10 protein-coding genes are annotated in these 12,453 nt (G+C 69.3%); 6 read left to right on the top strand and 4 right to left on the bottom strand.

What is annotated here, in order from left to right; all coding sequences use genetic code 11:
• Window positions 1-89 precede the first annotated feature (89 nt).
• The 3 genes from O2L01_RS03345 to O2L01_RS03335 all read right to left on the bottom strand — a co-directional run bounded on the left by O2L01_RS03345 (window position 90) and on the right by O2L01_RS03335 (window position 4,653).
• A complete protein-coding gene (locus O2L01_RS03345; protein ID WP_270120386.1) occupies window positions 90-1,889 on the bottom strand; it encodes a ricin-type beta-trefoil lectin domain protein in 1,800 nt (599 codons plus the stop codon).
• A 305-nt stretch (window positions 1,890-2,194) separates the two neighbouring features.
• Window positions 2,195-3,502, bottom strand: a complete 1,308-nt coding sequence (locus O2L01_RS03340) for an L-fuconate dehydratase (protein WP_270120383.1) — start codon at window positions 3,500-3,502, stop codon at window positions 2,195-2,197.
• Between the two features lie 140 nt (window positions 3,503-3,642).
• Complete coding sequence (locus tag O2L01_RS03335) at window positions 3,643-4,653, bottom strand: LacI family DNA-binding transcriptional regulator (protein WP_270120381.1); 1,011 nt, start codon at window positions 4,651-4,653, stop codon at window positions 3,643-3,645.
• Window positions 4,654-4,764: 111 nt separating this feature from the next.
• On the opposite strand from O2L01_RS03335, the gene O2L01_RS03330 reads away from it, so the two are divergent.
• The 6 genes from O2L01_RS03330 (at window position 4,765) to O2L01_RS03305 (ending at window position 11,550) form a co-directional block, all read left to right on the top strand.
• A complete protein-coding gene (locus tag O2L01_RS03330; protein WP_270120380.1) occupies window positions 4,765-5,787 on the top strand; it encodes a zinc-dependent alcohol dehydrogenase in 1,023 nt (340 codons plus the stop codon).
• 5 nt (window positions 5,788-5,792) lie between these two features.
• On the top strand, window positions 5,793-6,548 hold the full coding sequence (locus O2L01_RS03325; protein ID WP_270120378.1) for an SDR family oxidoreductase: 756 nt from the start codon (window positions 5,793-5,795) through the stop codon (window positions 6,546-6,548).
• Between the two features lie 587 nt (window positions 6,549-7,135).
• Window positions 7,136-8,815 carry an ABC transporter substrate-binding protein gene (locus O2L01_RS03320; RefSeq protein WP_270120377.1) on the top strand — a complete coding sequence of 560 codons (1,680 nt, stop codon included), beginning with the start codon at window positions 7,136-7,138 and terminating at the stop codon, window positions 8,813-8,815.
• 81 nt (window positions 8,816-8,896) lie between these two features.
• A complete protein-coding gene (locus O2L01_RS03315; RefSeq protein WP_270120376.1) occupies window positions 8,897-9,913 on the top strand; it encodes an ABC transporter permease in 1,017 nt (338 codons plus the stop codon).
• A gap of 41 nt (window positions 9,914-9,954) precedes the next feature.
• Window positions 9,955-10,833, top strand: coding sequence for a carbohydrate ABC transporter permease (locus O2L01_RS03310; RefSeq protein WP_374727694.1), 879 nt, complete (start codon window positions 9,955-9,957; stop codon window positions 10,831-10,833).
• 27 nt (window positions 10,834-10,860) lie between these two features.
• Entirely contained in the window at window positions 10,861-11,550 is a 690-nt protein-coding gene (locus O2L01_RS03305) for a hypothetical protein (protein WP_270120373.1), read from the top strand.
• Here O2L01_RS03305 and O2L01_RS03300 read toward each other — a convergent pair whose 3' ends face one another.
• Window positions 11,551-12,435: a LysR family transcriptional regulator gene (locus O2L01_RS03300; RefSeq protein ID WP_270120372.1), complete on the bottom strand. Its 885-nt coding sequence runs from the start codon at window positions 12,433-12,435 to the stop codon at window positions 11,551-11,553. It abuts the gene before it with no gap.
• Window positions 12,436-12,453: the final 18 nt, after the last annotated feature.

The raw sequence follows: 12,453 nt of genomic DNA, 5'->3' as shown, positions 1-12,453 counted from the left end.
CCCCGGTTGTGGTTCAGGTGCGCGTGCCCCGGCCGGGGGCCTCTGTCCCGGGGGGGGGGGGGCCCCCGCGGCCCCCCCGCTTCACCGTCCTATGTGAGCGTCCAGCGCTGGTTGGCCTGGCCGTTGCAGGTCCACAACTGGAGTTTCGTGCCGTTCGCGGTGGCCGCCCCGGCCACGTCGAGGCACAGCCCCGACTGCACCGAGGTGATGGTGCCGTTCGAGTTCAGGCGCCACTGCTGGTTGGTCCCGGTGTGGCAGGTCCAGATGATCGCCTGCGTCCCCGGCGTCGTCTGGTTGTTGTAGACGTCGAGGCAGCGGCGGCTGTCGCCGCTGTAGACGCTGAGCTGCCCGCCGGAGTAGGTCCAGCGCTGGTTGGCGCCGGTGTGGCAGTCCCAGATCTGCACCTGAGTGCCGTTGGCGGTGGTGCTGTTCGGCACGTCGGCGCAGCGCGAGGAGGCGGCCGAGCGGAGCTGGCCGTCGTCCGAGCCCGAGCCGCCGTCCGCCGGGGTCACGTACACCGCGAAGGCGTCGTTGCCGTTCTGGAAGTTCAGCGGCACCGAGACCGAGCCGCTCGAGACGTTCACGTCCTGGTCGTACACGACCTGCGGCGCGCCGAGCGGCGCCTGCTCGGGGATGCGCTGGACGGTGACGTGCGCGCTGCCGCCCGCGGTCAGCCACGGCACGGCCGAGAAGCCGGTGACATTGACCGTGGCCGACCCGGTGTAGCCGTTGATGTTGCCGATGACCGCGACCGCGCGCTCATTCGCGGCGTCCTTCGACGCCGAGATCGCGGTGCCGCTCACCTGGCCGGAGGTGCGCACGAGCGTGCCGGTCATGTCCGCGTACGCGCGCATGACCCAGTAGTTCCCGGTCGGCTGCCAGGCCCCGTTGACCTGGGTGAGCAGACCGGTGAGGTTCGGCGTGAGGCAGCAGACCCAGTTGCCGCGGATGGCGTTGGCGTAGTCCGACTGCGCGAACCGCGCGAGGTACCAGGCGGTGACGTTGGCGGTCTGCATGTTCTGCGGCTGGTACTCGTTGGCGGACAAGGGCAGCGGCGCGATGCCGTTGGCCGAGAGGGCCGCCAGGGTGGCGTCGCCGACCGCGACCGGGTCGTCGATGTTGCCGAGGGTGTGGTTGGTGATCATGTCCGGCAGGGTCTTCGCGTCCCTGGTGTGCCGCAGCCAGGTCGTCCACTGGTCGGGCCGGCGGTCGGGCGTGAAGGCGAACGAGGGGCCGACGATCACGGCGTCGGGGTCGACGCGGCGGATCTCCTGCACGGCCGTGTCCCACATCTGGAAGTACTGCGTGCCGTTGACGGGCCGCTCCCAGAAGATCGAGATGTCGGGCTCGTTCCAGATGTCGTAGGCGATGGGGAGTCCGGTGTCGCGGAGCCGGGTCACGACGCCCGAGACGAAGGTGCGCCAGGACGAGCAGTCGCCGTTGTCGCACGGGTAGCGCGTGCCGGCGGGCTGGCCGCCCACGGCGCCGTAGATGTCGCTCAGGATGGCCTGGTACTGGGCCTCGTAGGGGGCGGCGGTGAAGCGCCGGGCCTGGCTGATGACGGAGTCCACATTGGCCTGTGTGGCGGTGCCCCACTGGTAGTTGTCCTGGATCCAGCCGCGCGTGACGTGCCCGCCGCCGCGGTAGGCGTTCATGCGCAGGGGTTCGAGGAGCGAGTCCGGCGGCTGCGAGCCGGTCCCGTTGACCCCGTACAGGAACCCGAGCCCGACCCCGTTCGAGGGGCCGACGTCGGCGGCGAGGTCGATCTGGAGGGCCGTCTGGGCCTGGCCCGCGCCGGGGGTGAGGAGCTGGAGTCCGAGGGTCAGGGTGAGGGCGAGCGCGCCGAGCGCCGCGGCCCGGCCTCTCCTGGTGAGCGTTCTCAATCGCATGGCTGCTCCATGGTCGTCTTCGGATGGAGGTGGGGCCGGGGGTCCCGAAGCGACGGTCGACCCGCGCTCCGCGATCGGTCCGAGGGCTGTTAGCGCTAACGGAATCTCAGCGTAGAACCGGCCAGTCATTCCAGTCAAGACCGTCATCGAGCGATGAGCATCGGTTGCTACCGCGTTGATCTGCGAAAACACTTCTTAGACATCGATCGATGGAAATATTATTTTTCGGCGGCGATCGTGAGCGCTCACAGTGACGGCACGAAAAAGCGCGCCGGCCCGTCAGGACCGGCGCGCTGCGGGATCGCTCAGCGGGCCGCGTTCGCCCAGTACGAGCCGTCGGGGTACGCGAACTCCTCGATGGACGCGGAGTGCATCTCGGCCGAGTAGCCGGGACGGGACGGCAGCAGGTAGTTGCCGTTCTCGACCAGGCACGGGTCGGTGAAGTGCTCGTGGAGGTGGTCGACGTACTCGGTCACCCTGTCCTCCAACGTGCCCGAGACCGCCACGTAGTCGAAGATGGACAGGTGCTGCACGAGCTCGCACAGGCCCACGCCGCCCGCGTGCGGGCACACGGGCACGCCGAACTTCGCGGCCATGAGGTACACGGCGATGATCTCGTTGACGCTCGCGAGCCGCGCGGAGTCGAGCTGGAGGTAGTCCAGCGCCTCGGCCTGCAGCATCTGCTTGAACAGGACCCGGTTCATGCCGTGCTCGCCGGTCGCGACGCCGATCGGCGCCACGGCGCGGCGCACGGCCGCGTGGCCGAGCACGTCGTCCGGGCTGGTGGGCTCCTCGATCCAGTGCGGCTCGAACTCGGCGAGGGCCTTGACCCAGTCGATCGCCTCGGGCACGTCCCACACCTGGTTGGCGTCGATCATGAGCTTGGCGTCCCAGCCGATGACCTCGCGCGCGATCGCGAGGCGGCGGCGGTCCTCCTCGAGGTCGGCCCCGACCTTGAGCTTGACGTGCCGGTAGCCCTGGTCGACGGCCTCCTGGAGGAGCCGGCGCAGCTTGTCGTCGCTGTAGCCGAGCCAGCCGGCGCTGGTGGTGTAGCACGGGTAGCCGCCGCGGGCCTCGAGCTCGGCGATCCGCTCGGCCCGGGTGCCCTCCTGCTCGCGCAGGATCGCAAGGGCCTCTTCGCGAGTGAGGGCGTCGGAGAGGTAGCGCAGGTCGGCGGCGTCGACCAGCTGCTCGGGGGTCATGTCCGCGAGGAGGCGCCACAGCGGCTTGCCGGCGGCGCGGGCGGTGAGGTCCCAGACGGCGTTCATGACGGCGGCGAGCGCGATGTGGACGACGCCCTTCTCGGGGCCGAGCCAGCGGTACTGCGAGTCGGACTGCAGCTCGCGGTAGAGCGCGCCGGGGTCGTTCGCGACGGTGTCGAGGTCGCGGCCGATGAGCCGCACGGCCCAGTGGAGGGCGGCGGCGGTGACGATGTCGTTGCCGCGCCCGATGGTGAAGGTGAAGCCGTACCCGCTCAGCTCGGGGTCGTCGGTCCGGATGATGACGTAGGCGGCGGAGTAGTCGCCGTCCTTGTTCATCGCGTCCGAACCGTCGAGGGTCTGCGAGGTGGGGAAGCGGACATCGTGAGCCTCGACGGCCTCGATGGTGGTCATGCGGTGTTCCTCAGGTGCTGGTCGGGTGGTCCGCGGCGGCGCGGGTGCGGCGCCCTCGCGCGTCCCCAGCCGTTTGCGCAAACGATTGATCAGGTGTTGACCTTAGCCGGGGTCGCCGCCCGGCGCAAGGCGGAGGAGGGTCAGCCGCGGGGCGCGGCGGTCGATTCGCGCTCGACGAGCACCGGTCCCGGGTCCTCGACGCTGCGGTGCTCGACGGGCCCGCCGTCGATGACGTTCGCGAGCGCGCTCACCGCGGTGCGGCCGAGTTCGTAGAGCGGCATGCGGACGCAGGTGAGCGGCGGCCAGGTGTGCGCGGCCGTCCACGCGTCGTGGACCGCGACCACCGAGAGCTCCTGCGGCACCGCCAGCCCCTGCGCCCGGGCCTGGGCCAGGACGCCGACGGCGGCGTTGACGTTGGCGGCCACGATCGCCGTGGGCCGCTGGGGGAGTGCGAGCAGTTCCGCGGTGGACGCCCGCCCGTCCGGCTCCCGGTAGCCGCGCCACGTGACCAGCGCGGGGTCGTGGGCGATCCCGGCCGCCTCCAGCGCCTCGGCGTACCCCGCCGCGCGCCGCTGCGCGGTCGGCGAGCCCGCCAGACCACCCGCGAAACCGATCCGCCTGTGCCCCAAAGCGATCAGATGCTCAGTGGCCAGCCGCGCCGCACGCGCGTCGGGCACCACCACCGAACTCGCGCCCGGGATCCGCTGGTGGATCGTCACGATCGGGGCGCGCACGCCCACCGACTGCGCCAGCTCCTCGGGGTCGGTGCCGTCGCGAGGCTGGAGCACGATGCCGTCGACCCGGCCCTCGCCCACGAGCCGGTCGAACATGCTCCCGCCGGGCTGCATGTCCTCGCTGCGTGCCAGCAGCATGACGCAGCCGCGCGCGACCGCCTCGTCCTCCACGCCGCGCGTGAGGTCCGCGAACAGCGAGTTCGTCACGTCCGGGACGATGAGCGCGATGACGTCCGTGCGCGCGAGCTTCAGCGCCCGGCCGGCGAAGTTCGGGTGGTACCCGACCTCCCCGGCGGCCTTGCGCACCCGCTCCCGGGTCGCCTCGCTGAGCCGCGCGGACGGGTCGCCGGAGAGCACCCTGGAGACCGCCGAGACCGAGACGCCCGCGCGGGCCGCCACATCGCTGAGTTTCGCCACGGCTCCAGTATCGCCTATGGGCCCACGCGGTGAGCAAACGATTGCGCATTCGCGGTTTGTGTGGGATCCTCGGCGACGACCGATTCGCACCCGTCCCCCGAGGAGGCAGCCGTGCTCGCCGCACACTACGCAGGAAACCGGACCATGACCGTGGGGGAGGCCGAGCCGGCCCCGCCCGGCCCCGGCGAGGTCCAGATCGCGGTGGCCTACAACGGGATCTGCGGCACGGACCTGCACATCCTCAGCGGCCACATGGACGCCCGCGTCGCCACCCCCGCCGTGATCGGCCACGAGATGAGCGGAACCATCAGCGCCCTCGGCGACGGCGTCGCAGGCTGGTCCGTGGGCGACCCGGTCACCGTCATGCCCCTCGCCTGGGACGGCACCTGCCCCGCGTGCCTCGCCGGGAACTCCCACATCTGCCAGAACCTCGACTTCGTGGGCATCGACTCGCCCGGCGCGCTCCAAGGCCGCTGGAACGTCGACGCCGGACTCCTCGTGCCGCTGCCCGCGGGACTCTCGCTGCAGCACGCGGCCCTGGTCGAGCCCACCGCCGTCGCCGTCCACGACGTGCGCCGCGCCGAACTCGAGGCCGGCCAGAAGGCCGTCGTCATCGGCGGCGGCCCCATCGGCGTACTCATCGCCGCCGTCGCCCGCTCCTTCGGCGGCGAGGTCGCCGTGGTCGAGCTCGACCCCAAGCGCCGCAAGACCATCGCCGACCTCGGCTTCACCGTCCTCGACCCGCTCGAGGACCCCGTGGCCTGGGTCGAGGAGTGGACGGGCGGCGCGGGCGCGGACGTCGTCTTCGAGGTCTCGGGCGCCGCCGCGGCCGTCCTCGGCGCGGTCGACTACGCCAAGGTGCGCGGCACCCTCGTCGTCGTCGCGATCCACCCCGAGCCCCGCCCGATCAACCTCCAGCGCGTGTTCTGGCGCGAACTGCGCCTCCTCGGCGCCCGCGTCTACCAGCGCGACGACTTCGACACCGCCGTCGCCCTGCTCGCCACCGGCGCGATCCCGGCGGACACGCTCATCACCAAGACCGTGCCCCTGCGCGACATCCAGTCCGCGTTCGACGCCCTCACCGGCGGCGACGCCATGAAGATCCTCATCGACGTCCAAGCCGGGCAGGAGTAGCAGCCATGAACCCGTTCGACCTCACCGGCCGCCTCGCGGTCGTCACCGGCGCCAAGCGCGGCATCGGCTTCGCGATGGCCGAGGCCCTCGCCGCCGCCGGCGCCGACGTCATCGGCGTCTCCGCCACCATCGAGCCCGAAGGCTCTCTTATAGCGAAGCGCGTGACCGAGCTCGGCCGGAACTTCCGGGCGATCCAGGCCGACTTCAACGACCCCGAGCAGGTCACCGCGCTCGCCGACGACCTCGCGGCCGAACCGGTCGACATCCTCGTCAACAACGCCGGCACGATCCGCCGCGCGCCCGCCGCCGAGCACTCCGACGCGTACTGGGACGAGGTCCTGCAGGTCAACCTCACGAGCCAGTTCGCGCTGACGCGCGCCGTGGGCCGCACGATGCTCGAACGCGGCTCCGGCAAAGTCGTCTTCACGGCCTCGCTGCTGAGCTTCCAGGGCGGCATCAACGTCCCGGGCTACGCGGCCGCCAAGTCCGGCATCGCGGGCCTCACCCGCGCGCTGGCGAACGAGTGGTCCGCCCGCGGCGTCACGGTGAACGCGATCGCCCCCGGCTACATCGCCACGGACAACACCCAAGCGCTGCAAGACGATCCGGACCGCTCCAAGGCGATCCTGGAACGCATCCCGGCCGGCCGCTGGGGCAAGCCGAGTGACCTCGCGGGCGCCACGGTATTCCTTGCCAGCCCCGCCTCCGACTACGTCTCCGGCGCGATCATCCCCGTGGACGGCGGCTGGCTCGGCCGCTGAGCCACCCCACTGAACCACCCACTGAACCACCCCAAAGCGGGCCCCGGCGATCACCGCCGGGGCCCGCTTTTCGGCCCCTCAGGGCGTGCCGGGCCGCTCCGGAAGGTCCCGAACTCCTCTCGGCCGTGCTCGGCTGAGAGCCGAAAATCACCGTCGATCCCACGATGCGGTCATCTAACCTTTGGAAGTTCCGGCCAGTTCCGGATGTTGTCGAACCGTTAACATCGGTGGAGAAGGCTTGCCAGTGATGGCATAATCGGGCGGGAAACGGCGAAGGAATGCGATTTCCGGGCGTTCCGGGAGGCCGGGGCGAGACCACTCCAGCGAGCGGCTCCTACCTGCAATGAAGGCTTTCTGATCACGGCTTTTGCGGTTGTTTCCGCCTATTTTCATAACCCCCTCGACGACTGCGGTGCGTCATGCATCAGTCACGATAAGAGATTCATTGACATCACTGGTTGTTGTTACTAAGCTCTGGAAGTTATCGGAAATAGCCCCGAAAGTTTCGATCGTTACGGCAACGTGATCTCGCCCACCGAAGATAGTCGGAGGGCCGAGTTTTTTGGGCAATCTCAAGGAGGAGAGACATGTCAGGTGTGTTCGGGCGGACGCCCAGTGGAGCCACCCGTCGCGGAGTCATCGGATTCTCGCTCGCCGCGTCCGGCATGGCCGCGCTCGCGGCGTGCAGCGACGACGGCGGCACTGAGATCGACGTCGAAGCCCAGTCCAAGGGCGCGATGGAGGGCTTCGCGGCCGACCAGCAGTTCACGGCGACCGAGCCCTTCACCCTGTCGGTCCTGTGGACCGACTGGCCCGACCTGCCGATCAAGGACAGCTGGCAGTTCTTCACGGAAGTCGAGAAGCGCACCAACGTGAAGATGGAAGTCACGAACATCCCGTTCAGTGACGCCACCGAGAAGCGCAGTCTCCTCATCAGCGCGGGCGACGCCCCCACGGTCATCCCGCTGGTCTACACCGGTGAGGAGAACTCGTTCGTCTCCTCCGGCGCGATCCTGCCGATGAGCGACTATGTCGAGCACATGCCGAACTTCCAGAAGTACGTCGAGGAATGGGACCTCGGCGACATGATCGACAACCTGAAGCAGGCCGACGGCAAGTACTACATGCTGCCGGGCCTCCAGGAGGTCTCGGTCCCCGTGTTCACCGTGGTCATCCGCAAGGACATCTTCGACGAGGTCGGCGCCGGCGTGCCCCAGACCTGGGACGAGATGCGCGCGGCGCTGGTCAAGATCAAGGCGAAGTACCCCGACTCCAAGCCGCTCGCGGACGGGTTCGAGGGCGCGTCGATGCTCAACTACGCCTCCCACGCCTGGGGTGCGCGGGCCGGCTGGGGCTTCGGCAACGGCATGGTGGACGACGGCTCCGGCAAGCTCGAGTACACCGCCGTCACCGAGGGCTACAAGCAGATGGTCGAGTTCTTCCGCGGCCTCGTCGAGGACGGCCTCCTCGACACCGACTCCATGACCGCGTCGAACGACGGCTCCGGCGGCGGCAGCGTCACCGAGAAGGTCGCCGGCAACCTCGTGTTCGCCGCGTCCGGCTCGCCGGGCACCGCGATCGAGTTCCAGCAGGCCCTCAACGAGACCGTCGGCGAAGGCAACCACGAGGTCGTCGTGATCCCCCCGCCGGGCGGACCCGCCGGCCAGATCGTGGAGCCGCGCAACTTCTGGAACGGCTTCATGCTGAACGCCGAGATCGCGGACTCGGAGAACTTCATCGCGATCCTCCAGTTCCTCGACTGGCTCTACTACAACCAGGAGGCCCGCGAGCTCATCCGCTGGGGCGTCCTCGACGACACCTACACCAAGGACGCCTCCGGCAAGATCACCCTCAAGCCCGAGTATTCCCTCAACGCCTACAACATCAACGCGGGCGCGCCCACGGACATCCAGCGCGACCTCGGCTGGTCCAACGCCGTGTTCGCCGACTCGTCCGAGTCCCGGGCGCTCAAGGAGTCCTACAACTCGCCCACGTTCGTCGAGTACGTCGACGCCGTGCTTTCGAGCCGTACCCCCCGCGACCCGAACCCGCCCGCGCCGCTCGACGAGGCGGAGCTGGAGTCGTCCTCGCTGCTCGCGACCCCGATCAAGGACACCGTGGACACGAACACGCTGAAGTTCATCCTCGGCGAGCGCGACATCGCCGAATGGGACGACTACGTCGGCGAGCTCGAGGCCCAGGGCCTGCAGCAGTACGTCGACCTCATCAACACCGCCCGCGAGCGTTTCGAGGAGGAGAACTCCTGATCCGCCCCCGGAGTGGCTGGTGAACACGGCTGAGCCGCACTCGCGAATCAGCCGCTCCGGAGCGGACGGGAGGGAGCACTTATGCCCCTCACACAAGACGAGCAGTCCCCGCGGGTCTCGGCCCGCGGGGCCACCGAGGAACCCGCGCACGCGGTGCCGCGCCAGCGTGTGCCGAAGACGCGGTACCGCGTGCGGAAGCAGACCTGGCGGGACGCGTTCAAGCGCGACTGGCAGCTCTACTCGCTGGCCATCGTGCCGCTGATCTTCTTCATCGTGTTCAAGTACGGCCCGATGCTCGGCAACGTCATCGCGTTCCGGAGGTTCCGCCCCGGCGGCAGCATCTTCGGCGACGAGTGGGTCGGCCTGCGCTACATCGAGATGTTCATCAACGACCCGTCGTTCTGGCACGTCTTCACGAACACGGTCGTCCTGGGCTCCGTGACGATGGTCGTGTGCTTCCCGCTCCCGATCATCCTGGCGCTCATGCTGAACGAAGTGCGCCAGCAGTACTTCAAGAAGTTCGTGCAGTCGATCTCGTACCTGCCGCACTTCCTGTCGATCGTGATCATCGTCGGCATGCTCATGCAGCTGCTCTCGCTGGAGGGCACGGTGAACCAGATCATCGGCGCCTTCGGCGGCGAAGAGGTCCCGTTCCTGCAGCGCGCGGAGTGGTTCCGCTTCATCTACGTGGGCTCCGAGGTGTGGCAGACGGTCGGCTGGGGCACGATCCTGTACCTGGCCGCGCTCACCTCGATCGACGACTCGCTCTACGAGGCGGCGAAGATCGACGGCGCGGGCCGGTGGCGGCAGACCTGGCACGTCACGCTGCCGGGCATCCGCCCCACGATGGTGACCCTCCTGATCCTCAACATCGGGTCGTTCATCAACGTGGGCTTCGAGAAGGTGTTCCTCCTGTACAACCCGCTGACCTACGAGACGGCCGACGTCATCTCGACCTATCTCTACCGGGTCGGCCTCGTGTCGAACAATCTCAGTTATGCGACGGCGATCGGCCTGTTCCAGGCCCTGATCGGCCTGGTGATGGTGCTTTCCGCGAACGTGATCTCGCGGCGGACGACGGGAACGAGCCTGTGGTGACCGACATTCGCACGACCGACCTCGCAGCGGTGCGACCGCGCTTGACGGCGCGTTCGAGGGGCGAGCGCGTCTTCGGCGCGGTCAACGCCACCCTCCTGGTGCTCCTGTGCCTGGGGATGCTGTACCCGTTCATCACGGTGCTCGCCCAGTCGTTCAGCTCCTCCGGCGCGATCAAGGCCGGCCAGGTGAACTTCCTGCCGGTCGACTTCAACGTGGACACCTACGCCGCGGTGATGTCGAACGAGCAGTTCTGGCGCAACTACGGCAACACGGTCCTGTACACCGTGGTCGGCACGGCGATCGCCATGACCCTGACCACGACCTACGCGTTCGTGCTGTCGAAGCCGCACCTGAAGGGCCGCAAGGTCCTCATCGGCATCGCCGTGTTCACGATGTTCTTCAACGGCGGCCTCGTGCCGAACTACGTGCTCATCTCCGCGCTGGGCATGAAGAACACCATGTGGGCGCTGGTGCTGCCGGGCGCGATCTCGGTGTTCAACCTGCTGGTGATGAAGGCCTTCTTCGAGAACCTCCCCAAGGAGCTCGAAGAGGCCGCGCAGATCGACGGCCTCGGCTGGTACGGCATCTTCGGGAAGATCGTGCTGCCGCTGTCCAAAGCCGTGATCGCCACGATGGTGCTGTTCTACTCCGTCGCGTTCTGGAACGACTGGTTCGCCGCGTTCCTGTACCTCGACAAGAGCGAGCTGTTCCCGATCACGCTGTTCCTGCGCAACCTCATCGCCGGCGCCTCCACGACGGCGTCCGAAGGGGCGGCGGCCGCGGGCTCGACGACCGCGCAGGTCTCGGCGAACATCCAAGCGGTGACGATGATCCTCACCGTCATCCCGATCCTGACGATCTACCCCTTCGTGCAGCGGTACTTCGTCTCCGGCGTCATGCTTGGATCGGTCAAGGGTTAACGCGCACCAGGGAAAGGGGCGAACAGCATGAGCACGCAGCAGCACGCGGGCGAGGTCGGACCGGGAGTGCTCTCCAGGTTCACCGCCGCGGTCTACCGGTACCTCGTCCTCGGGGTCTTCCTCGCGGTCGCGGGGGTGCCGACGCTGCTCGCGTGGATGCTGCTCGCCCCCGACCCGGGCAACGTCGCATGGTTCGTCGCCGCGCTCCTGCCGGTCGCGCCCGCGCTCTCCGCGGCGCTGTACGCGCAGCGGGCGTGGGCGAAGGAGCAGGACCTCAGCCCGGCGCGGCCGCTCTTCCGCGGCCTGCGGATGAACCTGCGCGACACCCTCGCGTGGTCCGTGCCGGTGCTCGCGCTGGCGGCGGTCCTCGCGGTGAACGTGGCCTTCGCGGGCCAGGTCGCCGGCGGGGCGATCCTGCGGCCCGTGTGCGCGGTGCTCCTCGTGGTGCTGGCCGTGTGGGCCGGGCACCTGCTGGTGGTGTCCTCGTTCTTCTCGTTCCGGTTCCGGGACGTGCTGCGGGTGGCGGCCGCGGAGTTCTTCCTCTCCTGGAAGGCCTCCCTCGGCGTCCTCCTGCTCCTCGCCGTCGCCGTCGGCACGGTGCTCATGAGCTCCGAGGCCGTGCTGCTCCTGTTCGGGTGGGCGTTCGCCGCGATGCTCTGGCTCGTGGCGCGCCCGGTCGTCGCGGACGTCACCAAGCGCTTCACCGTGCAGGACTGATCAACCGCGCGGCTCCCCGACCAGTTCGAGGAGGTGCGCGGCGGGCGAGTCCGCCCGGTCCCGGGCGGCCGACACCGCCGAGACAGTCCATTCAGGAGCGTCGGCGGCCGCGATCGGCAGCGCCCGCAACCCGCTCGCCTGCGGCTTGGCCGCTACATGCCGCGGCACGACCGCGATGCCGAGTCCCCGGCACACCAGGTCCAGCAGCGTGTGCACGTCGTTCACCGAGCACCGCACGCGCCGGTGCACGCCTCTCGCGGCGAACGCGTCGTCGTTCAGCGTCCTGACGCCCCAAGCGGACCCGAAGTCGATGAACGTCTCGTCCGCCAGCGCCTCCCACGCCACCGAGCCCCGCGACGCGAGCGGATGGTCCGGCGGCAGCAGCGCCAGCAGCGGTTCCCGCCCGAGCTCCAAGCGCGGCAGGCCGCTCAGGTGCCGGTCGGTCGCCACGAACGCGACGTCCAGCTCCCCGGCGCGCAGCAGGCCGAGGAGATCGTGCGAACCCGACTGCACGAAGTGCGTCTCGACCCGCGGGTGCCGCCGGTGGAACCTGTCGAGGAGGGCCGCGATGTCGACGAGTCCGAGGCACTGCTCGGCGCCGATCCGCAGCGTCCCGGCGAGGTCCCGGCTGGCCTTGACGACCGCGTCGCGGGCGCCGGCGGCCTGCTCGAGCATCGCCCTCGCGTACGGGAGCAACGCGAACCCGGCCTCGGTCGGCTCGACGCGCCGGGTGGTCCTGATGAACAGGCTCGTGCCCAGCTCCTCCTCGAGCCCCCGGATCGCGGCGGACAGGCCGGACTGGGAGATGCCGGTGAGTTCGGCGGCGCGAGTGAAGTGCCTCTCATCCGCCAGCGCGACCAGGTACTCCATCTGCCGCAGATCCATGAATCATGCCCCGTGCTT

Origin of the sequence: Glycomyces lechevalierae (assembly GCF_027622945.1) — a bacterium.
Lineage (GTDB): Bacteria > Actinomycetota > Actinomycetes > Mycobacteriales > Micromonosporaceae > Glycomyces > Glycomyces rutgersensis.
This window is presented reverse-complemented; position numbering and strand designations above follow the sequence as displayed.

What these genes read in the sequence shown, in the direction of transcription:
- O2L01_RS03345 (WP_270120386.1), bottom strand. Translation starts at nt 1,889, where the DNA reads ATGCGATTGAGAACGCTCACCAGGAGAGGCCGGGCCGCGGCGCTCGGC.
- O2L01_RS03340 (WP_270120383.1), bottom strand. Translation starts at nt 3,502, where the DNA reads ATGACCACCATCGAGGCCGTCGAGGCTCACGATGTCCGCTTCCCCACC.
- O2L01_RS03325 (WP_270120378.1), top strand. Translation starts at nt 5,793, where the DNA reads ATGAACCCGTTCGACCTCACCGGCCGCCTCGCGGTCGTCACCGGCGCC.
- O2L01_RS03320 (WP_270120377.1), top strand. Translation starts at nt 7,136, where the DNA reads ATGTCAGGTGTGTTCGGGCGGACGCCCAGTGGAGCCACCCGTCGCGGA.
- O2L01_RS03315 (WP_270120376.1), top strand. Translation starts at nt 8,897, where the DNA reads ATGCCCCTCACACAAGACGAGCAGTCCCCGCGGGTCTCGGCCCGCGGG.
- O2L01_RS03305 (WP_270120373.1), top strand. Translation starts at nt 10,861, where the DNA reads ATGAGCACGCAGCAGCACGCGGGCGAGGTCGGACCGGGAGTGCTCTCC.
- O2L01_RS03300 (WP_270120372.1), bottom strand. Translation starts at nt 12,435, where the DNA reads ATGGATCTGCGGCAGATGGAGTACCTGGTCGCGCTGGCGGATGAGAGG.